This window comes from Lentzea chajnantorensis, from assembly GCF_054300775.1.
Window position 1 is genome coordinate 4,935,553 of sequence record NZ_JBSDZT010000002.1, and the last position, 25,209, is coordinate 4,960,761.

Annotated in this window: 20 protein-coding genes and 1 pseudogene; 9 read left to right on the plus strand and 12 right to left on the minus strand. The window is 72.5% G+C overall.

Annotated elements, in window-relative coordinates:
- From ACVDFE_RS24485 to ACVDFE_RS24505, 5 genes are read right to left on the minus strand one after another with little or no spacing between them, the layout of a single operon-like run.
- Positions 1-1,296, minus strand: a complete 1,296-nt coding sequence (locus ACVDFE_RS24485; RefSeq protein ID WP_360388727.1) for a cytochrome P450 — start codon at positions 1,294-1,296, stop codon at positions 1-3.
- Entirely contained in the window at positions 1,290-2,285 is a 996-nt protein-coding gene (locus tag ACVDFE_RS24490) for an alpha-hydroxy acid oxidase (RefSeq protein ID WP_458432002.1), read from the minus strand. Before ACVDFE_RS24490 ends, ACVDFE_RS24485 begins: the two co-directional genes overlap by 7 nt.
- On the minus strand, positions 2,282-3,826 hold the full coding sequence (locus ACVDFE_RS24495; protein WP_360388721.1) for an NAD(P)-binding domain-containing protein: 1,545 nt from the start codon (positions 3,824-3,826) through the stop codon (positions 2,282-2,284). Before ACVDFE_RS24495 ends, ACVDFE_RS24490 begins: the two co-directional genes overlap by 4 nt.
- An 11-nt stretch (positions 3,827-3,837) precedes the next feature.
- On the minus strand, positions 3,838-5,232 hold the full coding sequence (locus ACVDFE_RS24500; protein ID WP_360388718.1) for a class I adenylate-forming enzyme family protein: 1,395 nt from the start codon (positions 5,230-5,232) through the stop codon (positions 3,838-3,840).
- Positions 5,219-6,763, minus strand: coding sequence for an NAD(P)-binding domain-containing protein (locus ACVDFE_RS24505; protein ID WP_458432003.1), 1,545 nt, complete (start codon positions 6,761-6,763; stop codon positions 5,219-5,221). The genes ACVDFE_RS24500 and ACVDFE_RS24505 overlap by 14 nt, the downstream gene beginning before the upstream one ends.
- A 63-nt stretch (positions 6,764-6,826) precedes the next feature.
- Here ACVDFE_RS24505 and ACVDFE_RS24510 point away from each other — a divergent pair, with 63 nt between their 5' ends.
- Entirely contained in the window at positions 6,827-8,377 is a 1,551-nt protein-coding gene (locus ACVDFE_RS24510) for an aromatic amino acid ammonia-lyase (RefSeq protein ID WP_458432004.1), read from the plus strand.
- Here ACVDFE_RS24510 and ACVDFE_RS24515 read toward each other — a convergent pair.
- Complete coding sequence (locus tag ACVDFE_RS24515) at positions 8,304-9,557, minus strand: sensor histidine kinase (RefSeq protein WP_458432005.1); 1,254 nt, start codon at positions 9,555-9,557, stop codon at positions 8,304-8,306. The genes ACVDFE_RS24510 and ACVDFE_RS24515 overlap by 74 nt on opposite strands.
- Positions 9,554-10,243 (minus strand): response regulator transcription factor, encoded by a 690-nt coding sequence (locus ACVDFE_RS24520; RefSeq protein ID WP_360388706.1) that lies wholly within the window; start codon positions 10,241-10,243, stop codon positions 9,554-9,556. Before ACVDFE_RS24520 ends, ACVDFE_RS24515 begins: the two co-directional genes overlap by 4 nt.
- 398 nt (positions 10,244-10,641) lie before the next feature.
- On the opposite strand from ACVDFE_RS24520, the gene ACVDFE_RS24525 reads away from it, so the two are divergent.
- The 3 genes from ACVDFE_RS24525 (at position 10,642) to ACVDFE_RS24535 (ending at position 13,013) form a co-directional block, all read left to right on the plus strand.
- Entirely contained in the window at positions 10,642-11,805 is a 1,164-nt protein-coding gene (locus tag ACVDFE_RS24525) for an LLM class flavin-dependent oxidoreductase (protein WP_458432006.1), read from the plus strand.
- A gap of 166 nt (positions 11,806-11,971) precedes the next feature.
- Entirely contained in the window at positions 11,972-12,172 is a 201-nt protein-coding gene (locus ACVDFE_RS24530; protein WP_458432007.1) for a hypothetical protein, read from the plus strand.
- Between the two features lie 16 nt (positions 12,173-12,188).
- Positions 12,189-13,013, plus strand: coding sequence for an aminoglycoside phosphotransferase family protein (locus ACVDFE_RS24535; RefSeq protein ID WP_458432008.1), 825 nt, complete (start codon positions 12,189-12,191; stop codon positions 13,011-13,013).
- A 7-nt stretch (positions 13,014-13,020) separates the two neighbouring features.
- Here ACVDFE_RS24535 and ACVDFE_RS24540 read toward each other — a convergent pair whose 3' ends face one another.
- Both ACVDFE_RS24540 and ACVDFE_RS24545 read right to left on the minus strand, forming a co-directional pair.
- A complete protein-coding gene (locus ACVDFE_RS24540) occupies positions 13,021-14,631 on the minus strand; it encodes an ABC-F family ATP-binding cassette domain-containing protein (protein ID WP_458432009.1) in 1,611 nt (536 codons plus the stop codon).
- Positions 14,624-16,237 (minus strand): ABC-F family ATP-binding cassette domain-containing protein, encoded by a 1,614-nt coding sequence (locus ACVDFE_RS24545; RefSeq protein WP_458432010.1) that lies wholly within the window; start codon positions 16,235-16,237, stop codon positions 14,624-14,626. Before ACVDFE_RS24545 ends, ACVDFE_RS24540 begins: the two co-directional genes overlap by 8 nt.
- Positions 16,238-16,475: 238 nt before the next feature.
- Here ACVDFE_RS24545 and ACVDFE_RS24550 point away from each other — a divergent pair, with 238 nt between their 5' ends.
- From ACVDFE_RS24550 to ACVDFE_RS24560, 3 genes and pseudogenes are all read left to right on the plus strand, one after another.
- On the plus strand, positions 16,476-17,945 hold the full coding sequence (locus ACVDFE_RS24550; protein ID WP_458432011.1) for an amidase: 1,470 nt from the start codon (positions 16,476-16,478) through the stop codon (positions 17,943-17,945).
- Positions 17,929-19,074 carry a GDSL-type esterase/lipase family protein gene (locus ACVDFE_RS24555; protein WP_458432012.1) on the plus strand — a complete coding sequence of 382 codons (1,146 nt, stop codon included), beginning with the start codon at positions 17,929-17,931 and terminating at the stop codon, positions 19,072-19,074. The genes ACVDFE_RS24550 and ACVDFE_RS24555 overlap by 17 nt, the downstream gene beginning before the upstream one ends.
- Positions 19,075-19,112: 38 nt before the next feature.
- Positions 19,113-19,713, plus strand: a pseudogene (locus ACVDFE_RS24560) (helix-turn-helix domain-containing protein).
- Here ACVDFE_RS24560 and ACVDFE_RS24565 read toward each other — a convergent pair.
- Positions 19,701-20,297 (minus strand): short chain dehydrogenase, encoded by a 597-nt coding sequence (locus ACVDFE_RS24565; RefSeq protein ID WP_458432013.1) that lies wholly within the window; start codon positions 20,295-20,297, stop codon positions 19,701-19,703. The pseudogene ACVDFE_RS24560 and the gene ACVDFE_RS24565 overlap by 13 nt on opposite strands.
- A 69-nt stretch (positions 20,298-20,366) precedes the next feature.
- Here ACVDFE_RS24565 and ACVDFE_RS24570 point away from each other — a divergent pair, with 69 nt between their 5' ends.
- A complete protein-coding gene (locus tag ACVDFE_RS24570; RefSeq protein ID WP_458432014.1) occupies positions 20,367-21,218 on the plus strand; it encodes a LysR family transcriptional regulator in 852 nt (283 codons plus the stop codon).
- On the opposite strand, the gene ACVDFE_RS24575 is transcribed toward ACVDFE_RS24570, so the two are convergent.
- Positions 21,209-22,867: a discoidin domain-containing protein gene (locus tag ACVDFE_RS24575; RefSeq protein ID WP_458432015.1), complete on the minus strand. Its 1,659-nt coding sequence runs from the start codon at positions 22,865-22,867 to the stop codon at positions 21,209-21,211. The two genes, ACVDFE_RS24570 and ACVDFE_RS24575, sit on opposite strands and share 10 nt — an antisense overlap.
- 138 nt (positions 22,868-23,005) lie before the next feature.
- On the opposite strand from ACVDFE_RS24575, the gene paaK reads away from it, so the two are divergent.
- Complete coding sequence (gene paaK, locus ACVDFE_RS24580; RefSeq protein ID WP_458432016.1) at positions 23,006-24,304, plus strand: phenylacetate--CoA ligase PaaK; 1,299 nt, start codon at positions 23,006-23,008, stop codon at positions 24,302-24,304.
- Between the two features lie 181 nt (positions 24,305-24,485).
- Here the strand turns inward: paaK and ACVDFE_RS24585 are convergent, their stop codons facing one another.
- Positions 24,486-25,196, minus strand: a complete 711-nt coding sequence (locus tag ACVDFE_RS24585; RefSeq protein WP_458432017.1) for a hypothetical protein — start codon at positions 25,194-25,196, stop codon at positions 24,486-24,488.
- Between the last annotated feature and the right edge of the window lie 13 nt (positions 25,197-25,209).

A 25,209-nucleotide genomic window follows, 5' to 3' on the forward strand; every position in this document is an offset into this window, starting at 1 on the left:
TCAGTGGCGGACCGGGCAACCCTGCGGGTCGTTCGTCTCGAAGTAGCGCCCCGCCAGCCGCAGCCGGCGGGCGTGCACCACCATCACGGTGCCGAGCACGAGCTGGACGACGCTGCGCCAGACGTCACCCCAGCGGTCGCGCACGCGCATCAGGGCGAGCCGCCGCCGGGGCACCGGGCCGGTGCGGACGAGCAGGCACGGGCCGCGGCTGGGCAACGAGCGGGTGTGCGCCACCGGCGAGTGCGGGGTGACCTGCCGCAGGACCTCCCTGGCGGCCGCGCGCATCGCGATGGGGGAGAGCCGCCACGCCGGGCACGGCCGGTTGGCGGCGACGCCGAACGGGATGTGGTGCTCGCGGCGGGCGTTGGTGCGCTCCCAGCGGGACGGGTCGAACGCGTGCGGGTCGTCGTAGCCGGTGGCGTGGTAGGCGGGGTAGTCGAAGCACAGCACCGAACCGGCGGGGAACGACGTGTGCTCGTCGAGCACGACGTCGGCGGTCGTGATGCGGTGGGCGATGCCGAACAGCGGGTAGAGCCGGAACGTCTCGTCCAGCACGTGGCCGAAGTACCGGTCGTCGTCCGCCCGCCGGGCCGCCTCGGGGTGCTGGGCCAGTGCGAGCAGCAGGTGCGCCATCGCCTCGGACATCTGCACGACCGCGGTGTTGAAGTAGGTGCCCTGCAGGTAGTGCACCTGCTCGGTCTCCGACAACGTCTCCGGCAGCGGGTGGCGGACGTCCGCGAGCCGCACCCGCAGGTACCGGCTCAGCCGCTCCCGGCGGGCGGGGTGGCGCAGCCCCGTGCACTTCAACGCGCTCACGACGTCGTCGGCGTGCTCGACGACCAGGTCACGCGCGTACCGAGGGCAGGGTTCGCCGAACACCAGCTCGTAGAAGTACTCGGCCCACACCGGCATCATCAGGTCGCGCAACCGCACGTGCGTGACCGGTCCGGTCAGCACCTCGCCGAGGACCTTCGCCGTGCAGCGGGTGGCGAGGTCCGCGAGATCGGCGCTCGGCCCGGCGAGGAACGTCCGCGTCACGCGGGCCACGTCGTCGTAGCGCGGCCCGTCCTCCAGGTGTTCCTGGTGCACCTCGGGACCGGGGGAGAGCCAGTACCAGAACAGGTCCGACAACCCGGCGCCCCTGCTGCGGCCGTTCACGGCGGGGTGGCCGTAGAGCTCCTGGAACCGGTCGGGGCCCACCACGTCGTTCGGGAACGTGATGGCGTTGTCGCCGTTGACCTTCTCGAACACCTTGGCGCGCAACGCGACCACCCGCCCCGGCAACCACCTCAGCACCGGGTCACCACCATGTCGCCGCTCAGCTCGCCCCCGCACAGCGCCAGCACGTGCAGGTACTCGTCGCGCAGCACGTCGAGCACCCGCCGCACCCCTGCTTCGCCGTCGGCGGCGAGCCCCCACAGCACCGGCCGGCCGATGCCGACCGCGGACGCTCCGAGCGCCAGCGCCACCGCGATGTCCCCGCCGCCGCGCACACCACCGTCGAGCACGACGGGCACCCGCCCGGCGACCGCCTCGACCACCGCGGGCAACGCGTCCAGCGCCGCCGGCACGACGTCGAGCTGACGGCCGCCGTGGTTGGACACGAAGATCCCCGCCACCCCGTGCTCCACCGCGAGCACCGCGTCCGCCGGGTGCAGAACCCCCTTCAACCACACCGGGAGCGAGGTCCGCGCACGCAGCCGGTCGACGTCCTCCCACGTGAACGCCGCCATCTCGATGTCGCGCAGACCGGTGGCACCGGCGAGGTCGCGCATGTTCTCCGCCGCCAGCCCCGGTGGCAGGTCGTGGAACCCGTGCGCGATGTCCCTGCGGTGCCGGCCGAACACCGGCGAGTCGACGGTGACGACCAGCGCGGCGCAGCCGGCCCGTTCCGCCCGTTCCGCCAGCGCCTCGGTCACACCGGGGGTGGGCTGGAGGTAGAGCTGGAACCACACCGGCCCGCTCGCCGCCGCCACGACCTCGGCGATCGGCACCGTCGAGGCCATGCTGGACACCAGCACCGCCTCCCCGGCGGCACGCGCCGTCGCCAGCTCGCCGTCGGGGTGGGCGAGCCGGTGGAACGCCGTCGGCGCTACCACCACCGGGAAACCGGTGCGCACCGCGCCGCCCCGCAGCACCCTGGGCAGCAGGGCGCGCCGGGCGAACGCGGCCTCGTTCTCCGCGAGCACGACCTCGTCCCCGACCCCGCCCGCGAAGAAGTCGTAGTGGACGGGGTCGAGCACCGCGCGTGCCTTGTCGTGCAGCTCCGCGAGCACCGGGTTCACCGCAGGTACTCCCGCAGCGGCGCCCTGTGCACCGTCTCGCTGTCCCACTCGTTCTCGAGGTTCTCGGTGAGGTGGTGCTCGTCGACCAGCTCGCCGGCGCGGAACCGGCGCACGACCGGGTGCAGGTAGCGGCCGTCGAGCCCGCTGGTGTCGTCCTGCGAGGTGCGGCCGGCGGAGATGTCGAACGGGTTGACCTTGTCGTGGTCTGCGCCGTACTCCAGCGTCACCACCAGGTACGACTCCACGTCGCCGAACTCGCCGCGGGCCACCGCCTCGTGCAGGTGCGCGACCGGCACCTCCTCGACGTAGCGCACCGTGCCGTCGGCGCCGAACAGCACGACGTCGGACATGAACGCGAACAGCTGCCACAGCGCCGAGGTCCGGTTGACCCGCTCGATGATCGCGTCGGTCACGCCGTCGGCCGCGATCTCCCGGCTGGGCCAGTCCACGCCGTGGTAGCGGTGCTCGATGATGCGGTGCAACGCGCGCACGCCGTAGCGGAAGCCGTGGATGAACCCGCTTGTGGACTTCTTGAAGTCCCTGGCCTGCGTGATCGTGCCGGCGAAGAACAGGTCGGGCACGTTCACCGACTCCCACGCCGCGGTCTGGTCGGGGAAGCGGTCCTTGATCGTGAGCTGCGGGCGGCACTCCGGCGCGAAGATCGAGGCGTCGAACCGGAACCCGGTCGCGAGGATCACCCGGTCGTACCGGATCTCCTTCACCACCTCGTTCACCCGCTGGAAGCTGACCTTCACCCAGTAGTCGTCGCCGTCGCGCCGGATGCCCGCGATGTGCCCGTCCAGCACCGCGTTCTGCGACTTGAGCTGGTAGGTGTCGAGGAAGTTGTTGTTCACCGCCCGCAGGTGGCCGACGAAGTGCGTCTGCCAGGCGAGCTTCAGCGAACCGGGGCCGGCGACGTGGATGACCGCGGCGGTCTCGACCAGGTTGTCCGCGGTCTCGAACGCCGAGTTGCCGCGCCCGATGATGAGGACCTTCTTGCCGGTGAAGTCGGCCGGGTCCACCGACACGTCGTAGTAGGGCTCTGCGTGCTCGACGCCCTCGATGTCGGGGACGTACTGCTTCGAGACGCCGGTGGCGACGATGAGCCGCTTCGCCCGGTACGTGCCGCCGTGCTGGTCGTGCACCACGAAGTCGTCCGGCCGGGTCACCGAGACGACCGTGGTGTCGTAGCGGATCGGCAGGTCGTTCTTCACGGCGAAGTCGCCGAGGTAGCGGACCATGTCGTCGGCACCGGGGAAGTAGCGCGGGGTGTAGGCGGTGAACAGCAGGTCCGGGTCGTCGGTGAGCAGCGAGTTCCAGTCGGTGCGCAGGTTCAGCTCTGGGTCGTCCCAGCCGGTGTGCACCTTGTTGATGGAGATCAGCATCCGGTGGCGCGGGAAGCGGGTGAAGAACGTCCCGGCCGCCGCACCGGACTCGAGCACCAGGTGGTCGCGTCCCGCCTGCTTGAGCAGGGCGGACGCCTGCAGCCCGGCAGGACCGGCGCCGATGACGAGACAGTCGGTGGAAACCTCGCTGGACAAGGGTTTCTCCTTCACGCGGTGCCGACCGGTTCGACCAACCGGCGCTTGTCGGGTTTGCCGCTCGGGGCGACGGGGGGTTCGGCGATGGCGGTGACCCGCACCGGAGCGCAGGCGGCGCCCAGCCGTTCGGTCACCAGGTGCCGCAGCTCGGCGAGGGCGGGCACGCGGTCGGCGCGGGGGACGACGAACGCGTGCACGGCCTCGCCGGTGTCCTCGTCCGGCACGGCGACCACGTAGGCCTCGGCGACGTCCGGGTGTTCGGCGAGCACCTGTTCTATGGGGCCGATGTGGTGCAGGTTGGCGTTGACGATCACGACGTCGCGGGCCCGCCCGGTGAGGTGCAGGAAGCCATCGGCGTCGAGGTGGCCGAGGTCGCGGGTGCGGACCCAGCCGTCGACGAACACCTCGGCCGACTCGGCCGGGTTCGCCCAGTAGGAGCCGGCCTGGCCGGGTGTCCGCACGAACAGCTCGCCGTCGCGGACCTCGACGTCGACCGGTGGCCGGCCGACCGTGCCGGGCGGGTCGGCGGGCGTGGCCATCGAGATCATGCCGGTCTCGGTCTGGCCGTAGCCGTGGAACAGCACCGGTCCCAGGACCTCCAGTGCCTCGCGGTGGCGTTCGGCCGTCAGCGGTGACCCGGAGACGAGCAGCGCGCGCAACGCCGACAGGTCAGCGGGCCGCTCGCGCTGGCCGCGCACCAGCTTCGCCAGTCCGGGCACGGTGATCACCCGCGCGGTGGCGCGGTGGCGGGTGATCGACTCGACCGGCGCGGGGGTGTCGGCGACGACGACCGTGCCGCCCGCGGTGAGCGTGAGGACCGCGTACTCGAACATGACCTGGCTCGACAGCGACCCGAACACGAGGTAGCGGTCGAGGCGGCCGGCCAGGTCGCGGATCGCCGGTGGCCACGCCTCGGGCCGTGCGGTCCACGCGCGGGTCATCGCGGCGTAGGTCTGGGCACAGGCCTTGGGCGCACCCGTGCTGCCGCTGGTGTGGATGAGCCGGGCGACGTCGTCCGGGCGGCCGGCGCAGGTGAGCTCGGCGCTCCCGTGCCGCCGCAACGCGTCCACGTCGGCGTCTTCGAGGACGAGCGCGATGTCGAGGCCGAGCAGGTGCCGGACCTGGGCGTCGGTCAGGCCCGGCCGCACGCCCACGACCCGCGCGCCCACCGCGTGCCCGGCGAGGATCGTGGCGAACGCCTCCGGGGTGACGCCGAGCAGCAGCGCCAGCCCGTCACCGGGACCGATGCCGCGGGAGCGCAGTCCGTGCGCGATCCGCGCGGTGAGGTCCAGCAGCTCGTCACCGGTCACCACGCGGGTGCCGTGCTCGAAGACCGGCCGGTCCGCGGCGACGGCGAGCACGTCGAGCACCGCCCGCGGGAACGGCCCGGCCTCACGCGCCGGCAAGGCATTCCTTCACGAACACGGCCAGCGGCTGCTGGTGCACGCTCGGCACGTCCCAGTGGTTCTCCAGGTTCTCCGCCAGGTGGTGGGTCGCGACCAGCTCGCCGTTGCGGTGGTAGCGGACCACCGGGTGCAGGTAGCTCGCGTCGGCGGCGTGCGCGGCGTCGTTCTCGGCGACGCGGGGGACGTCGATGTCGAACGGGTCGACGGTGTCGTGGTGCGGGCCGTACTCCAGCGTCGCGACGAACCGGTGCTCGGCCGCGTCGAGACCGCCGTCGTGGACGTAGGCGACCGGCACCTCCTCCTCGTACCGCGCCGTGCCGCCGTCGACCGTGACGGCGTCGCCGATCACCGCGAACTGCTGCCACAGGCACGACGAGCGGTTCAGCCGGGCGATGAGCGCGTCGCTGATCGACTCCGGAGAGGCGTCGACCTCCCGCCCCGGCCACGGCGTGCCGTGGTTGCGGGCGGAGAGGATGCGGTGCAGCGCGCGGGCGCCGTAGCGGAAGCCGTGGATGAACCCGCTGGTCGACTTCTTGAAGTCGCGCGACTGCGTGATGGTGCCGGCGAAGTACAGGCCGGGCACGGTGGTCGACTCGAACGCCGAGGTGAGCTCCGGGAACCGGTCGTCGACCACCAGCCGCGGCAGTGCGCTGCCGGCGAAGATCGAGCTGTCGAACCGGAACCCGGTGCAGGCGATGATCCGGTCGTAGTCCAGCTCGCGCAGCTGCTCCTGCGTGCGCGCGTACCGGAACCGGATCCGGAAACCGCCTTCCGGCCTGCGGTCGATCTGCTCGATCGTGCCGTCGAGGACGGCGTTCTCCGACTTGAGCTGGTAGGTGTCGAGGAAGTTGTTGTTCACCGCCCGCAGGTGCCCGACGTAGTGCGTCTGCCAGGCCAGCTTCACCGAGTGCGGCCCGGCGACGTGGATGACGGCGGCGTGCTCGACGAGCGCGTCGGCGGTCTCGAACCCGGAGTTGCCCTTGCCGATCACCAGCACCCGCTGGCCGGTGAACCCCTCCGGGTCGGTGTCGAAGGTGTCGTAGCGCTCGACGTGCTCGATGCCGGGGATGTCCGGCACGTGCAGCTGCGACACACCGGTGGCCACGACCAGGTGCGCGGCCTGCCACGTCCGTCCGCTGTGGTCGGTGACGACGAACGCGTTGCCCTGCTTGGCGATCCGGGCGACCTCGACGTCATAGTGCACACGCAGGCCGGTGGCGACGTCTTCGAGGTAGCGGACCATGTCGTCGGCCGCGGGGAAGTACCGGGGGCTGTACCGGGTGAACAGCAGGTCCGGATCGTCGAGCAGCAGCGAGTTCCAGTCCATCCGCATCCGCTGCTCCGGGTCTGCGTACCCCGAGTGGACCTTGTTGATGGAGATGAGCTTGCGGTGCCGCGGGTAGCGGGTGAAGAACGCGCCCGCCCTGTTGCCGCGTTCGAGGACGGCGTAGTCGCGACCGTCGCGCTCCAGCAGTGCCGCGAGCTGCAACCCGGCCGGTCCGGCCCCGATGATCAGGTAGTCGTGCGCCATGGCCGAGGAAGCTACCCACGCGATCTCAGAACTCTCTGAGATCGACTCCCTACCTTCGACGCCGTGACCACGACCGCTTCCCGCACCACCGTGGACCTCGCCTCGCCGCTGACCGGCGAGCACCTCCTCCGCGCGGCCGCACCCGTGGAGGTGCTCGTCGGGCCGACCGTCGCGCAGCGCCTGCACCGCGGCCGCGACCACCTGCGCGGGGTCCTGGCCGACGACGAACGCCCCGTCTACGGCGCCAAGACCGGTTTCGGTGCTCTCGTGGGCTTCGCCGGTCGTGCGTCCGAGGCGGACCAGTGCGACAACACCCTGGCGCACCTCGGTGCGGGCCAGGGTCCCGACCTCCCGCCGGACGTCGTGCGCGCGGCCCTGCTGGTGCGGACCTGGTCGCTGGCGCAGGGCCTGTCCGGTGTCTCGGCGCACGTGGTGGACGGGCTGGCCGCGATGTTCGGCACGTCCTTCGTGCCCGCCGTGCCGCGCTACGGGTCGGTCGGTGCCAGTGGGGACCTGATCCCGTTGGCGTACGCGGCGCAGGCGTTGCGCGGCAGGGGGTTCGCCTACCTGGACGGCGTGCGGGTGCCCGCGGCCGAGGCGCTGGCCGAGGCCGGGCTGACGCCGTTGTCGTTGGACGGACGCGATGCGCTGGCGTTGGTGAACGGCACCTCGGTCACCACTGCCGCGCTCTCGCTCGCGTTGTCGTCCGTGCGCGCGTCGCACATCGCCGTGCAGGACCTGACCTGTCTGCTCGCGGACGTCCTCGGTGCCGACCCCGGTTTCGTGAACCCGCGGCTGATCGACGCCTACGGACACGACGGCGCTCGGGTTGTTGCCACGCGCATGCGTGCTCTGCTGGACGGCATCCGGCCCAGCGGCGACCGCCCGTTGCAGGAGCCGTACAGCCTGCGCTGCTCACCGCAGCTGCTGGGCGCGTGCGAGGACGCCCTGCGGTACGTGGACGGCGTGGTCCGCTCGGACCTGGCCGGGGTGAGCGACAACCCGCTGTTCTTCCCGGACGACGACCTCGTGGCGCACGGCGGCAACTTCTTCGGCCAGCCGGCCGCGTTCGCCGGTGACGTGCTCGCCATGGTGACGACGTCGCTGGGCAACCTCGCGGAACGCCAGCTCGACCTGCTCGTCGACCCCGTGCGCAACACCGGCCTGCCCCCGATGCTCGCGGCGGGACCCGGTCAGCAGCACGGGTTGCAGGGCGTGCAGCTGGCGACCACCGCGTTCGTCGCGGAGATGCGGCGCGGCACCGTGCCCGCGTCCACTCAGAGCCTGCCGACGAACTTGCACAACCAAGACGTGGTGCCGTTCGGGACGCAGGCCGCGTTGCGCGCCTACGACCTCGCGGAGCTGCTGCGGTTGCTGTGCGGGTCGCTGGCGCTGGGGCTGCGGCAGGCGGTGCACGTGGGCGGGCGGCGGCCGACGGCCCCCGGCTGCGCCGACCTGCTGGACGCGCTGGCCGGGGCGGTCGAGCCGGTCGACCCGGACCGCCCGCTGGACGAGGACGTGCGGGTGGCCGCCGACCTCGTCACGGGCACGCGGTCGCGACCCGCGGCGGGACCGAGCGCGGAGACGCACCCGCCATCGGGAGGAACAGTGTGAACCGCGCACCCCGTCCCAGGTTCCCGGCGGCCTCGACCGCGCCGCCGTGGCTCGTGACGATCTCCCGCACCAGCGCGAGCCCCACGCCGAACCGCTGCTCGCCCGCACCGTGCCGGAACCGCTCGAAGATCCGGTCCGCGTCGGCGGGGGCGAACCCCTCGCCGGTGTCGGCGACCTCCACCACGGCGTACCCGGCACCCGACCCGACCCGCACGTCGATCCGCCCGCCCTCCGGCGTGTGCCGCACCGCGTTGGCCAGCAGCTCGTCCACGGCCCGCCGCAACGCCGTCTCCACACCGGTCACGACCACCGGCTCGGCGGGGCGGTCGACCGCGAGCCTGATCCGCCGTTCCGCGGCGCGGTCGCCCTCGCCGGTCACCGCCGCGTCCGCCACGGCGGCGAGGTCCACCGGCCGTCCGTCGAGCTCACGGCGCAGCCGCGCCGACAGCAGCAGGTCGTCGACCACGTCGCCGAGACCGCGGATCGACTCGGCCAGCTTGCCGAGGCTGTCGCGGTGGTCGTCGGGCAGGTCGTGCGCCGCGGCCAGCCGGACGAGCACCTGCGCCCGCGTGTACGCCCGCGCGATCGGCGTGCGCAGCTCGTGGCTCGCGTCGGTGACGAACCGCCGTTGCCGCGCCAGCGCCTCGGCCAGCGGCGCGACCGTCCGGCGGCTCACGCCCAGGCCGACCAGCGCCGCGGCGACGAGACCGGCCAGCTGCGCGATCCCCAGCGCCTGCAACAGGTGCCGCCGGTCGGCGAGCTGGTACCGGGTGTCGAACACCGCCTGCACCGCCGCGCCGTCGCGGCCGGACCGGGTGAGCACGAGGTACTCGGTGCCGTTGGCGGCGACGGCGCGTTCGACCGGTGCGCCGGACGCCCGCACCGCCGCCAGGTCGTCGTGCAGCGGGAAGCCGTGCGGCACGTCGAGCACGCCGAGGTCGAGCTCACCGCCGCGCAGCGTGAACACCCAGGCGCACCGCGGCGCGGTGCCGGGCACGCCGAACTCGGCGTTGTACCGCAGTTCCCTGGCCACCAGCGACTTCTGGCCCTGCTCCATGACGACGTACGCGATGCCGCCGACGAACGCGATCATCAGCGAGATCGCCACGCCCACCAGCAGGCTGATCCGCAACCGCGCCCGCCGCAGCTCCGCGCGCTCCGCCTCGGCCCACGCCCTCACAGGGCCCCCAACCGGTAGCCGACGCCCTGGACCGTTCGGACGACCGAGCGCCCGACCTTGCTGCGCAGGTAGTGCACGTACGTGTCCACAATGGAGGGTGAGGGGGCGTCCTGGAACACCGTGCGGCGCAACGCCGCCCGCGTGTGCACCGTCTCCGGGTGGCTCGCGAGCGCCCGCAGCAGCGCGAACTCCCTGGTGGTCAGCGGCACCCGTTCCCCGTCGGGCAGCACCACCTCGTGCTGCTGCAGGTCGAGCTGACCGGACCCGATCCGCAACACAGCGGCCAGCTCCACCGCCCGCCGGCACAGCGCCCGCAGCCGCGCGCTCAGCTCGCCCAGGTCGAACGGCTTCACCAGGTAGTCGTCCGCACCGGCGTCGAGCCCGTCGATCCGGTCGTCCACCCCGCCCATCGCGGTCAGCACCAGCGCCGGCGTGCGCACGGACCGGGACCGCATCCGCACCACCAGGTCCAGCCCGTCGATCACGGGCAGCCCGCGGTCGACGACCACCACGTCGTAGGCCTGGGTGAGCGCGAGGTGCAGCCCCCGATGCCCGTCCCGCGCGACGTCCACGGAGTACCCTTCACCGCGCAGCACGGCGGCGAGCAGCTCGGCCAGCTCCCGGTCGTCCTCGACGAGCAGCAGCCGGAACGGATGTGCCTGCCAGGACCTGGAGTTCCCCCGCATTTCGCCAGAATCGCACGCAGCGGGGGAGACGGACAGATCACCGACCCGGTGCCGAGCTGTCGATCTCCGCGACCGATCGCGGCGGCGCGGGCATTCGACCACGTGAGCGCACGTGCCCGCTTCTGCGAACTGTGTTCACCGGCATATTCACGGTGAACGGCGGCAGCGGCGTGACCTGCGCTCGTGGGTGGACGGTCAACGGTGATGCCGGTTTTCCCGGTCCTTTCGTCTCGATTCGCGTTGAAGTCCAATGGTTTTCGAAAACGCGAACCAGAACGTGAACCCACCGGTGGGCTGACCGGCACCCGTCCGTTCGCGCGAATGTGCATCGGGACGGTAACGACCTGGCCGCCGGGGGAGACATCAGCCGTGGTGTCCGCGCGACGTGAGGTGTGCCGATGAAGATCGACCTGTTCAACGAGATCCAGAACCCCGGTGCCGCTCCCGAGCAGTTCCGCTTCCGCCAGGCCCTCGACCAGGCCCGTCTCGCCGACGAGCTCGGCTATGGCTGTTGGTGGCAGGTGGAGCACCACGGCGCCGGCGAGTTCAGCCTCTCGTCGGCTCCCGAGCTGATGCTCGCCGCGCTGTCCCAGCAGACCTCCCGCATGCGCCTCGGCCACGCCGCCGTCCTCGCGCCGGGCCGGTTCAACCACCCGATCCGCGTCGCCGAACGCGCCGCCACCCTCGACCACCTCAGCGGTGGCCGTGTCGAGCTCGGCCTGACCCGGTCGACGATCCCCGAGTGGAACCTGTTCGGCATCGAGCCCGCCGACGCCCGCGCGCAGACCGCGGAGGCGTTCGAGATGATCCCGAAGATGTGGACCACCGACCGCTTCTCGCACACCGGTGAGCACTACGACATCTCCGACGTCTCGATCGTCCCCAAGCCCCTGCAGCGCCCGCACCCGCCGCTGTGGCAGGCCGCCGCGTCCCCGACGTCGTTCGAGGAGGCCGGTCGCCGCGGTGTCGGCGTGCTCGGCACCACCATCTGGGAGTCACTCGACCGGGTGGCCCGCATGATCGACCTCTACCGCGCCGCCGCCGCGCAGTGCACCGCACCCGTCGGCGAGTTCGTCAACAACCAGGTCGCCTACTTCACCTTCGTGCACTGCGCCGAAACCGACGAGCAGGCCATGCGCAACGGCGCCGCCGCGGCCGCCGCCTGGTACACCGTCACCGCGCTGCGCTTCTTCAACGCCGCCGCCGAGTTCGCCGCCACCATGCAACGCCACCAGGACATCCTCGCCACCGGCGGCACCGGCCTCACCGGCGAGTTCCTGCGCGCCGAGGCCGACGCCGCCCCCACCGGCGCGCAGCTCGTGATCGGCCGGATCCTCCAGGGCGAGGACGTGCCCGACGACGAGCTGTTCGAGGTGCTCTCCGCACAGCAGTCGCTCATCGTGGGCAGCCCGGACACGTGCCGCAAGAAGCTGCGCGAGTACGCCGACCTCGGGATCGACCGGTTGATGTGCCTGCAGCAGATCGGGCCGATCGGGGCGGACGAGGTGATGACCAGCATCCGGTTGGTGGGGGAGCTGATCCCGGAGTTCGACCAGGCCTGACCGCCGACCCTGCTGTCGCCCAAGGCATCTGCAAGCACCACCAACACATGATCAAATCGCCGCTGACTACCACCAACCTGTTCGCCACTCGCCGAACCAGTCCTAAGTCCTTCGGGCGGGTGGAGGCGCTGTTGGTAGTAGAAAAGTGCCCGTTGATGTTGAGTTGGTGGTACTTGCAGATGCCATCAGAGGCAGGGGAGACGGCTCAGGCCGTCATGGGCCTTGGAGCAGGCTCACCGCCCTGATCGCCGAGGACGAGCTGCCCTCCTACCGCGCCGTCGTCCGCGCCGCGCGGTCCGGGCAGGTGGCGGTCGAGGGCCGCGAGGAGCTGCTGGACACCTTCCTGCGCGCCTTCACCCGGCCCTGACCGGGAAGGCGGCAAGGTGATCAAGGTGGACCTGGACCGCACGACCGCCCACCTCGCCACCCGCTGGAACCTCACCCTCGGCCCCCCGTTCGACGGCGGCTCGTCGGCCACCGTCGTGCGCTGCCGCTGGTCCGACGGCACACCCGCCGTGCTCAAGGTCAGCGAGGACCGCTCGCTGATCGCCGCCCAGGCCGCCGCCCTCGCCCTGTTCGCCCCGTCGGGCAAGGTGCCCGCCGTGCTGGCGGCCGACGAGGAGGCCGGTGCCCTCGTGCTGGAGGAGGTGCTCCCCGGCACGCTCGCGGAGGACCTGCCCGCCTACGCGCTGCCCGCGCTGTGGGCGGACCTGCTGGCCGGGCTGCACGCCACCGACCCGCCCGCACACCCGCTCGGCACGCTGCGGGCGCGGTGCGAGGAGGCCTTCGCCCGCATCGGGCGCCGGCTGCACGACCCCGTCGTGGCCGCGCGCATCGGGCCGATGGAGTGGGCGCGGGCGATGCAGCAGTGCGCGCGCTTGCTCGACACGACCGGCACGACCGTGGTGCTGCACGGCGACCTGCACCCCGGCAACGCCCTCGACGGCGGTCCCGCACGCGGCCTCGTGGCGGTCGATCCCAAGGCGTGCCTGGGAGATCCCTGCTTCGACGCCGTCGACCTCGTGCTCACCGGCGCTGGCCGGGAGGGCGTCACGGCCAGGTGCGCGGCGGTCGCGGGTGCCTGCGGGCTCGACGGCGACCGGCTGTTCGCCTGGGCGCGCACGTTCGCCCCGTTCTCCGTCGTCGCCCACGTCGCGAACGGCGGTCCCGAACCGGTCGTCGACGAGCTCGTGCAGCTGCTGCACTAGGGCCGCGTCAGCCCCGGGCGGCCACGACCAGCTCCTCGCCCTCCCACCGCCTGCGCAGCCACCGGTCGTGGCTCGCGACCACGACCGCCCCCGGACCCGGCCCCAGCGCGTCCTCCAGCTCGTCGCACAGCGTCGGCGACAGGTGGTTGGTCGGCTCGTCGAGCAGCAACAGCTGCGGCGGGTCGGCCACCAGCAACGCCAGGGCGAGCCGGCGGCGCTGACCGACCGACAACGTGCCGACCGCCTTGCCCAGGTCCCGCCGGTGCAGCAACCCCAGCGACTCCAGCGGGACCCGCGCCGCCCGCTCCGCCCCGAGCGCCCGCCCGTAGGTGGCACGGGCGGTGCGCCGCGGGTGCTCGAACACCGTGTCCTGGTCGAGCAGTCCGACCCGCAGATCGGGACGTCGCCGCACCCCCGTGACCGCCAGGCGGCCGGCCAGGGCGAGCAGCAGCGTGGACTTGCCGGAACCGTTGGGACCGCTCACGAGCACCCGGTCGCCCTCGCGCACGTCGAGCCGGTCGAGGTCGAGCCGGCCGGGCACGTGGACCTCCCGCAACGACACGAGGACCTCGTCGGCCGCCGACGTCGGCTCGGCGTGGAACCGCAGCGGGGGCGGGGGAGCGGGCACGGCCCGGCGTTCCAGCTCCTCCAGCCGCCGCGCGGTGGTGCGGACGCGGCGGGAGATCTGGCTCTGCACGCGGTTCGCGCGCACGCCGTAGCCCATCTTGTCGCTGTCGCGCATCGCCCGGTTCGGCGCGACCCGGTGCGCGGTCAGCTCCAGGTCGGTGCGCAGCCCGGTCAGCTCCTCCTGCTCCTCGGCGTACCGCCGTTCCCAGCGCTCGCGGTCGGCCCGCTTCTGCCCGACGTACTCGCTGTACGTGCCGCCGAACCGGACCGGGCCCTCCACGGCCGGGTCGAGGTCGACCAGGTCCGTGCACACCGCGTCGAGGAACGCCCGGTCGTGGCTTGCGAGCACCACTGCGCCGGGCAACGCGCGCAGCTGCTCCTCCAGGAACGCCGCCGCCGCGTCGTCGAGGTGGTTCGTCGGCTCGTCCAGCAGCAACGCCGCCGGCCGCCGCACCACCAGCGCCGCCAGCGCGAGCCGCCGGCGCTGCCCGCCCGACAGCGAACCCAGCGTGCGCTCCCACGGCACACCGCCCAGCCCGAGTCCACTCAGGACGATCTCGGCCCTGCGGTCCGCGTCCCACGCCTCGTGCCGCTGCGCCACCTCCAGCTGGTCGGCGTACGCCGCGAGCAGCTCCACGTCGTCGGGCGCGGCGGCCAGCAGCGCACCGAGCCGGTCCAGCGAAGCGAGGTCCTCGCGTGCGTCGGCCAGCGCGTCGCCGACCACCTCGGCCACCGTCGCCGACGCCGGGAACGGCATCTCCTGGTGCAGGAAACCCAGGTCCCGCGGCCGGTCCACCCGGCCGCCGTCGGGCTCGTCGACCCCGGCGAGCAGCCGCAGCAACGTCGACTTGCCCGCACCGTTCTCCCCGATCAGGCCGATCCGCCGGCCGGGTGCCGCGGTGAGCGACACCCCGTCGAGGACCCGGCGCCCACCGAACCCGCGCACCAGCTCGTGCGCCACCAACGCCTGCGCCGGCACCGCCTCAGCCACGAGCGGCCTCCAGCAGCTTGCCGCCCTCCAGGCGCAACCAGCGGTCGATCCGCACCTCGCCCAGGAACCGCTCGTCGTGGCTCACGACGACGAACGCGCCCTGGTAGGCGTTCAACGCGCTCTCCAGCTGCGCGGCGCTGACCAGGTCGAGGTTGTTCGTCGGTTCGTCGAGCAGCAGCAACTGCGGTGCCGGCTCGGCGAACAGGACGCACGCCAGCGTGGCGCGCAGCCGTTCGCCACCGGACAGCACCCCGACCGGCAGGTGGGCCCGCGCGCCGCGGAACAGGAAGCGCGCCAACAGGTTCATCCGGTCGGCCTGCGGCATCGCCGGTGCGGCCGCGGCCAGGTTCTCCGCCACCGTGCGGCTGTCGTCGAGCAGGTCCAGCCGCTGCGACAGGTACGCGATCCGGCCGTCCGCGCGCTTCACCTCACCGGCCTCGGGCGTGAGCGAGCCCTCGACCACCCGCAGCAGCGTCGACTTGCCCGCGCCGTTCGGTGCGGACAGGGCGATCCGCTCAGGGCCGCGGATCGCGAGGTCGGCGTCGTCGAACAGGTCCCGCACCCGGATGCCGGTGCCCAGGAACAGCGTGCGCCCGGCGGGCACGGCGGTCTGCGGCAGCTCCAGGCTGATCCGCTGCTCGTCCTTGAGCGACCGCTCCGCCTGGTCGAGGCGGGTCTTCGCGGCGCTGAGCCGGGCGGCGTGCGTGCCGTCGGCTTTGGCGGCGGACACCTCGGCGTTGCGCTTCATGGTGCCCGCGAAGATCTTCGGCAGTCCGGCGCTGGAGAGGGTGCGCTGGGCGTTCGAGGCACGCCGGGCCGCGCGTTCGCGGGCCTGCTGCATCTCCCGCTTCTCGCGTTTGACCTCCTGCTCGGCGCTGCGGATGTTCTTCTCCGCGACCTCGCGCTCGGCGGCGACGGCCTCCTCGTAGGCGCTGAAGTTCCCGCCGTGGAACCGGATCTCGCCGGCGTCGAGCTCGGCGACGCGGTCCACCCGGTCGAGCAACGCCCGGTCGTGGCTCACCACGAGCAGGCAGCCGCGCCAGTCGTCGAGCACCGAGTAGAGCCGGTGCCGGGCGTCCAGGTCGAGGTTGTTGGTCGGTTCGTCGAGCAGCAGCACGTCCGGCTGCTTCAGCAGCTGGGCCGCCAGCCCCAGCGACACGACCTGGCCGCCGCTGAGCGTGCCCAGCTTCCGGTCCAGCGCCAGGTCGCCCAGACCCAGCCGGTCGAGCTGGGCGCGGGTGCGTTCCTCCAGGTCCCAGTCGTTGCCGATGACGGTGAAGTGCTCCTCGTCGACGTCACCGGACTCGACGGCACTGATGGCGCGCAGCACCGCCGCGACGCCGAGCACCTCGGCCACGGTCACGTCCGCGGTGAGCGGCAGGTCCTGCGGCAGGTAGCCGAGCACGCCGTCGACGGTCACGCTGCCGCCGGCCGGGGGCAACGCACCCGCGATGAGCTTGAGCAGCGTCGACTTGCCGGCACCGTTCGGGGCGACCAGACCGGTGCGGCCGCCGGGGAAGGAGACGGACAGATCGTCGAAGACGACGGTGTCGTCCGGCCACGAGAAGGACAGGCCGGACACGACGACGTAGGCGTCGGAAGACATGGTGAGACCTCGGGAGGTGCGAACGCGCGGGCCACCCGCGCGGGTGGAAGAGGGGACGACGAAACGGCCATCGGAGGCGATGGCCTGTCACACCCCGGGCTCACCCGGAGATGTCGTCTTCACCCACCAGCACGTCGAGCTCCTTCGAGGAGGTTGATCTCTACCCGGTCAACGGTAGCAGCTCCCGGCGTTGCTCCGCTCGGCAGAAAGCGGCGCGACGAGCGGTTACCTTGATCGCGTGGACTTCGACGAGTACCGCGAACACGATGCCACCGGGCTGGCGCAGTTGGTCGCTTCCAGGCAGGTGTCGGCGGCCGAGCTGCTGACCGTGGCGCGGGAACGCGCCGCCGCGGTGAACCCGCGGCTCAACGCGATCGTCAGGGATGTCCCCGCGACACCCTCCGACGACCTCACCGGTCCGTTCGCCGGCGTGCCGTTCCTGATCAAGGACCTCGGCCAGGACTACGCGGGCCTGCCGACCTCGAACGGGTCGCGGTCGCTGCGGTCGTTCCCGGTCACCGAGCACTCCACGGTCGTGCGGCGCTGGCTCGACGCCGGCCTGGTGATCTTCGGCAAGACGAACCTGCCCGAGTTCGGCGCCAAGGCCATCAGCGAGTCGGCCGTGTGGGGTCCCGCGCGCAACCCGTGGAACCTCGACCACACGCCCGGCGGCTCCTCCGGCGGTTCGGCGGCCGCGGTGGCGGCGGGCATCGTGCCGTGCGCCGGTGCGAACGACGGCGGCGGCTCGACCCGCATCCCCGCGGCGTGCTGCGGCCTGGTCGGGCTGAAGCCGGGGCGCGGGCTCACGCCGTTCGGACCGGGCACCGCCGAGATGATGCACGGCGCGGCGGTGCAGGGCGTCGTCTCGCGCACGGTCCGCGACACGGCGGCGATGCTCGACGTGATCTGCGGCGGTGAGCCGTACGGGCCGTTCACCCCCGGCATGCCCGAGGCGTCCTACGCGTCGTGCGTCACCGAGGAACCCGGCAAGCTGCGCATCGGCGTGCGCGTGCCGTCGGCGATCAACCCGAACCCGCACCCCGAGGCACGCGCCGCGGTCGACGGCGCGATCGAGGTGCTGACGTCGCTGGGCCACGAGGTCGAGGAGCTGCCGGAGGCGCCGTTCGACGACGCCGCGCTGGCCCGCGACTTCCTGCTGACCTGGTTCGTGAACCTGGCCTGGAAGGTCGGCGACGCGAAGCGGCAGACCGGTGCGCCGGACATCGCGTTCGAACGCGACACGCTGCTGATGGCCGCGCTGGGCCGGGCGACCAGCAGCGTCGACTACGTGGACGCGGTGCAGCGCCGGCACGAGCACACCCGCCGCCTCAGCACGTTCTTCGACACCTACGACCTGCTGCTCACGCCGTCGCTGGCCACCCCGCCGCCCAAGATCGGTGCGTTCGACCTGCCGGTGAACCTGCAGCGCATCACCGACGTGCTGCTCAAGACCGGCACCGCGCGGTTCCTGCGCAACACCGGCATCGTGGAGAACATGATCCGCGACAACCTCGGCTGGGTGCCCTACACCCAGCTCGCGAACCTCACCGGCAGGCCCGCCATCTCGCTGCCGCTGCACTGGACCGCCGACGGCCTGCCGCTGGGCGTCCAGTTCGTCGCACCGCTGGCCGGCGAGTCGCTGCTGATCAGGCTCGCCGCCCAGCTCGAACAGGCGCTGCCGTGGGGTGACCGTGTCGCTCCGATCTGAACCCGTCGCGCCGCTCGTGCGCGGTGCCGCCGAACTGGAGCAGACCGACCGCGGCCTGCGCCCGCACCGCCTGCCCGCGTGGGTGCGCGAGCGGTACCCGGACCCGCAGCTGCTGTCGGTGGAGAGCCACCCGTCCGGTGTGCGCCTGGTCGCGGAGACCGAGGCGCGCACCGTCGAGCTGGTCCTGCACCCGACCTGCACCGCCTACGCCGGACTCGACCGGCCGCGCGGCAGCGTCGACCTCGTGGTGGACGGGGTGCCGGCGGCGAGCACCGTGCTCGCCGCCGGCGACGTCAAGGAGGTCGACCTGCGCACCGGTGAGGCCCGGTTGGTCCCCGGCCGGCCGCACACCGAGCGCCACGAGTTCCCCGAGGGCACCAAGGTCATCGAGTTCTGGTTGCCGCACAACGAGGTCGTCGACCTGGTCGCGGTGCGCGCCGACGCCCCGCTGCGCCCGCACGACCCGGGCCGGCGGATCTGGCTGCACCACGGCAGCTCCATCAGCCACGGCTCGAACGCCGCCACGCCGACCGCGATCTGGCCCGCCGTCGCCGCCCGCCACGGCGGTGTCGAGCTGCACAACCTGGGCCTGGGCGGCAGCGCGCTGGTCGACCCGTTCACCGCGCGGGTCCTGCGCGACCGTCCGGCCGACCTGATCAGCGTCAAGCTCGGCATCAACGTCGTGAACTTCGACGCCATGCGGCTGCGCGCGTTCGTGCCCGCGGTGCACGGGTTCCTCGACACGATCCGCGACGGCCACCCGGACACGCCGCTGGTGCTGATCTCGCCGATCTTCTGCGGCATCCACGAGGACATGCCGGGGCCGGGCGCGATCGACCTCGACGCGCTGGCGTCCGGGCGGCGGCTGTTCACCGCGACCGGGGTGCCCGAGCCGGGCCGGTTGACGCTGCGGGTGGTCAGGGAGGCGCTGGAGTCCGTCGTGGAGCGCAGGGACGACCCGAACCTGTCCTACCTGGACGGTCTGCGGCTGTACGGCGAGCAGGACGCGGCCGAGCTGCCGTTGCCGGACGCGCTGCACCCGGACACCGCGGCACACCGGCGGATCGGGGAGCGGTTCGCGGAGCACGCCTTCGCGCCGGGTGGTCCGTTCAGCGAGGACCCGGCCTAGCGCCCGGTGCGGCAGCCACCGCGGCCTGCCCTGGCAAGATGCCGGTCGTGGACACCGACGACGTGCTCACCGGCGTGGGGCCGCGGCTGCGCGCCCTGCGCCGGCACCGCGGCATCACCCTCGCCGAGCTTCTCCACGACCACCGGCGTCTCGGAGAGCACCCTGTCACGGCTGGAGAGCGGGCAGCGCAAGGCCACGCTGGAGCTGCTGCTGCCGTTGGCGAGCACGTACAACGTGCCGCTGGACGACCTCGTCGGCGCCCCGCGCACCGGTGACCCGCGCATCCACCTGACCCCGATCCACCGGTTCGGGATGACGTTCATCCCGCTGTCCCGGCGCCCCGGTGGCGTGCAGTCGTTCAAGATGCTCATCCCGAGCGGGCTCGCCGAGCCGACCCCGCAGACGCACGACGGGTTCGAGTGGCTCTACGTCCTCAACGGGCGGTTGCGGCTGCTCCTCGGCGACCTCGACCTGACGTTGCCGCCCGGTGAGGCCGCCGAGTTCGACACCTCTCAGCCGCACTGGCTGGGCAGCGCGGACGGGAACGCGGTCGAGCTGCTGATCCTGTTCGACCCGCAGGGACTGCGCACCCACGTCCACGGGCCCGGCCACTCCGGCCGGTCCGGTCAGGGGACGTAGACCTGGCCGGTCTGCCGCCCCTCGATCGACCGCACGTACGCCCGCACCACCTCGGCCAGCGGCACCGGCCTCATGCCGGGGAAGAAGTCGCCGTAGGTGTCGAGCGCCTCGGTGAACACGGTGGGGCTCACCGCGTTGATCCGCCGCGGTGCGATCTCGATGGCGGCGGCCCGCACGAACGCCTCCACCGCGCCGTTGACCAGCGACGCCGCCGCCCCGGTCACGATCGGCTCGCGCGCGAGCACGCCGGTGATGAGCGTGAACGAGCCGTCGGCGGTGACGTGCGAGAGGCCCTCCCGCACGAGCGACACCTGCGACAGCACCTTGCCGGTGATCCCGGCCTGGTAGTCGGCGGTGGTCAGGTCGGTCAGCGGCTTGAACGGCACCGAGCCCGCCGCCGAGGCGACGGCGTCGACCTGTCCGACGGCCGCGTACAGGTCGGCCACCCGGTCCGGGTCGGTCACGTCGTACCGCAGGTCACCGCCGGTGCGGGACACGGTGACGACGTCGTGCTTGCGTGCAACGAGCTCCTCGTGCACGGCGGTGCCCAGCAGTCCGGTGGCTCCCACGAGCAAAATCCTCATGCCGACGACGCTAGGCCCGTTCCGCGCGCCGGTGAAATGCCGATCGTGCAGCACTTATGATCGGCAGTCATGAATGTCGAGCTGCGCCACCTGCGGGCACTCGCCGCCATCGGCGACCACCGGTCGATCACCGCCGCGGCCCGGTCGCTGCACGTCACCCAGCCCGCGCTGTCCCGCACGCTCGACCAGCTCGAACGGCGGCTGGGGGTGCGCCTCGTCGACCGCACCACCCGCCACGTGGCGCTCACCGGCAGCGGGCAGCGGCTGTGGGAGCACAGCCACCGCATCCTCACCCAGCTCGACAGCGCGCTCGCCGAGGCCGTCCGGCCGCAGCCGTTGCGGCTGACGTTCGCGTGGGCGGCGCTCGGCCGGTTCACGATCCCGTTCCTGCGCGAGTGGCGGGCCCGGCACCCGGACGTGCTGGTGCGCATCCGCCGCGCCGACGACCCCGAGGCGGCGCTGCGGCGCGGTGAGGCGGACATCGCCGTGCTGCGCACCCACCCGGTGTCACCCGACGTGGAGCACGCGGCGTTGATCGAGGAACCGCGCGTGGCCGCCGTGGCGGACGACCACCCGCTCGCCGCCCGCACCGCCCTCACCCTCGACGACCTGGTGGGGGAGGCGGTGGCCGTGTGCGAGACCGCGGCGACGACCACCGCCGACCTGTGGCCGTCCGGTGCCCGCCCGCGCACGGTGGACGTGCCGGGCGTGGAGGAGTGGCTGACCTCGATCGCGACCGGGGCGACGGTCGGCGTCACGGCCGCGGGCACGATCCACCACCACCCGCACGCAGGCGTCACGTACCTGCCGCTGACCGACGCCGACCCGGTCACCGTCCACCTCGCCTGGCCCGCACTGCCCGCGCACCCGTCCACCGCGGCGTTCGTCGAGCTGGCGCAACGCCACCTGCGTCACGCGTAGAGGCGCAACCCCGACAGCTGTCCCGCGGGCCAGCCGGTGTTGCCGCTGAACACCAGCCGCACGTACCGGACCTGGCTGCCGGGCAACGTGATCGTGGCGCTGTTGCCGCTCGCCGGGTCGAACACGCGCCCGCTCGCCCCGGCCAGCGGACCGAACGCCTGCCCGTTCACGCTGCCCTCGACCGCGACCACCTGCGTGCGCCGTCCCCAGGCCGGGTCGGGCGGCAACGTCAGCACCGTCCGCCGCACCGCCACCGCGGACCCGAGGTCGACCTGCACCCACTGCGGGAACGCGTGGTTCGCACTCTCCCAGTAGGACCTCGGGTCGCCGTCGACCACGTTGCCGCTGCCGTAGTGCTGGTTCTGCGAACTTTGCGCGGTCGGCCGGCCCGCCGCCAGGTCCACGTCCGGCGCCGGCGGTCCGCCGACCCACGGCACGGTCGGGCGGGTGGCGGTCAACGCGAGCTGCCCCTTGAGCATCCGGCCGCCGTCACCGGTGAGCCGCAGGTAGTAGTCGGCCGAGCAGCGGGTCCCGTCCTCGTCCAGTGCCAGGAAACCCGACCCCATCGGCACGTCGGCCTGCGACTCGGCGGTCTTCGCGATCTGGTTGCCCTCGTTGTACTCGTCGAACATCGAGATGTAAATGCCTTGTGCGCCAAGGCGGACCATGTTGTAGAACTGCCGCCACATGAAGTCGCCGTGGACCCGTTGCCGCGCGTTGAGGTCACCGGGCAGCACGCACGGCTGGTAGTCGATGCCCCGCGCGTTGCACTCGGCCTGGTCGGGCAGGTTCACGTTGGTGTGGAAGCGGTCCGAGTCCGCGGCGGTGCCGATCCGGCCGACCATCCACGGCGAGATCATGTCGAACGAGCGGTAGACGTTCCCGAACCCCTGCCGGGAGTCCTCGACCTCGGTGCGCCAGTGCGTAGGGACGCCGCCCATGACGTAGCAGCCGCGCGCCTTGAACCAGTTCACCACGTCCTGGCAGGGCTCGGGTCCCCACGGGCGGCCGGGGTCGTTGAAGCCGAAGCCCCAGATGCCGACGACGGGCTTGCCGTTCTGCCGCGCGTAGGCCGGCGACGAGGTGTGCGCCGCCATCTTGGCCTGCCAGTCGGTCTTGATCTCCGACTGCATGTTCTGCCAGTTCGTGACGTCGTACATGATGTAGAACTTGCGGCCGGTGGCTTCGGCGGCGGCCCGCACGTGCGCCGTGACGGCGTCGCGGACCGGACCCTCACCGCCGGTGGGGTTGAACCGTTGCAGGGCGGCGGTGTCGCAGCCGTTGTCGCGCATCCAGGCGAAGTGCACGTCCACGGTCTGCCGGTCGTGGTTGGAGAACACAGCGGCGGGCCGGCCGTCACCGAGGTTCGCGAACGCGGTCGGGTAGGTGCGGGCGTAGTCGCGCACGTCCGGCCACACCTTGACCGAGCTGGTCGCCGGGGCGGGCGGTCGGCTCCAGTCGTCGTTCCAGTGCCACCAGCCGTCGATCGGCGAACCGTCACCGCGGCAGGCGAACCAGCCCTGGTAGCCGACGGTGATCTTGCCGACCACGTCGCCCGGCGGGCTGGCGGCACGCGCCGCAGTGGGCAGGAGGCCGAGCGCGGGCACGGCGAGGGCGGAGCTGAGCAGGGTGCGACGAGACAGGGACATCGCGAACTCCTTTGTCGGCGATCCGACATCAGGGTGCAACTCTGAATCAGAAGTCCGCAAGATGTTGACTGAGATGTGCAAAAGACCGGTACGTCCGGCGATCAACTACCGTGCGGGCAACGGTTGGAGGAGGACCCGATGCTGGACCTGAGCCCGCGGCCCGGTGACCTGGAGCCGATCGAGACCGCCTCGGTCGACGAGCTGCGCGCGGTGCAGCTCGAACGGCTGCGGTGGTCGGTCCGGCACGCCTACGACAACGTGCCGCACTACCGCGCCTCCCTCGACGCGGCCGGCGTGCACCCCGACGACGTGAAGTCGCTGGAGGACCTGGCCCGCCTGCCGTTCACGACCAAGGCCGACCTGCGCGACAACTACCCGTTCGGCATGTTCGCCGTCCCGCGCACCGACGTCCTGCGCGTCCACGCCTCCTCCGGCACCACCGGCCGCCCCACCGTCGTCGGCTACACCAGGGCCGACCTCGACACCTGGGCCTCGGTCGTGGCCCGCAGCATCCGCGCCGCCGGCGGCCGCGCCGGTCACGTGCTGCACAACGCCTACGGCTACGGCCTGTTCACCGGCGGCCTCGGCGCCCACGCCGGCGCCGAGCTGCTGGGCTGCACCGTCGTCCCGGTCTCCGGCGGCATGACCGAACGCCAGGTGCAGCTCATCCGCGACTTCGAGCCGGACGTCATCATGGTCACCCCGTCGTACATGCTCTCGATCATCGACGAGATGGAGCGCCAGGGCATCGACCCGCGCGGCACCTCGCTGAAGGTCGGCATCTTCGGCGCCGAGCCGTGGACGAACGACATGCGCGCGGAGATGGAACGCCGCCTCGACATGCACGCCGTCGACATCTACGGCCTCTCCGAGGTCATCGGCCCCGGTGTCGCCAGCGAGTGCGTGGAGACCAAGGACGGCCTGCACGTGTGGGAGGACCACTTCTACCCGGAGGTCATCGACCCGGTCACCGGCGAGGTGCTGCCCGACGGCGAGGAGGGCGAGCTGGTGTTCACCTCCCTGACGAAGCAGGCCATGCCGGTCCTGCGCTACCGCACCCGCGACCTGACCCGCCTGCTGCCCGGCACGGCCCGCACGATGCGCCGCATCGAGAAGATCACCGGCCGCACCGACGACATGATCATCCTGCGCGGCGTGAACCTGTTCCCGACCCAGATCGAGGAGCTGATCCTGCGCGTCCCCGCGCTGTCACCGCACTTCCAGTGCGTGCTGAACCGCACCGGCAACCTCGACGACCTGACCGTGGTGGTCGAGCACCGCGAGGACACCGGCCCCGGTGCGGCGGGCGAGACGTTGCGGCAGCTGGTGAAGAGCTCGATCGGCGTGACGGTGGCCGTCGAGGTCGTGGCGCCGGGCGGGATCGAGCGGTCGGTGGGGAAGATGAAGCGCATCGTGGACCGCCGCCCGAAGCGCTGACCGTCCCGCGGCGTCGGCGAAGCCGTGCACGGCCAGCGCTTCGGCCCACCCCCGGCACCGCCTCTGGAGCTCCACCGCAGCACACCACGCGGCGCGTACCCCAACCGCCGCAATGCGGGGCTACCGGTGGGTGGGGGAGAACAGGCCGGCGCGGCACCACCACTCCTGACCCGGCACGCTCTCACGGTGCCAGCGCGGCGGCCACCCGTGCCGAGCGGTCGGCCGGCAGCGCGAAGTGGTTGGCGGGGTTGCGGAACGAGTACCTGCCGTTGTTCGCGGAGAAGCCCGTCGTCCAGCGCACGGGGCCCGAAGCCCCCTGCCCCTCCAGGAGAAGAGCGGCAAGGGCCTCCGCGTCCTCGACGGCGGTGAGGGCGCGCAACGCGTCCGCCAGCCGGTCGGTGGCGTCGGCCGGCACCGCGTCGTCGCCGAACGCCGGCAGCAGGAGCAGCAGGCGCTCACCGGGATCGGACGTGCTGCCGCCGGGCGTGGTGTCCACCGCGGCGACGAGCTCGGGCCAGGACAGGGCCGGACCCGTGAAGTGGCCGTCGGCCTGGGCGAGCAGCTCGGCGCGATCCCAGTCGCGGTGGTGCAGCAGGTAGTCGACGCCGGGGTCGTCCTCGAACGTGCGGTAGACGACGTGCAGGCGGTGACCGGCGGCGAGCGGGATCGTGAACGCCGGCCACTCCGCCCGCTCCCACAACCGCCGCTGGTATTCGCCGGCAGCGTCGTCGTCCGCCCCGAACAGCAGCTCCTCGGCCTCCTCGCTGTGCACGCAGGAGTAGAGGTGCCCCAGCCAGAACAGCGGCTCGCCGAGCAGTTCCGGCTGGTGCATCAGAGGGCCGCCGTCGTATCCCGGGATGCGGGCGGGACACAGGTCGGCGTCGTTCGTCACGTGGACATCATGC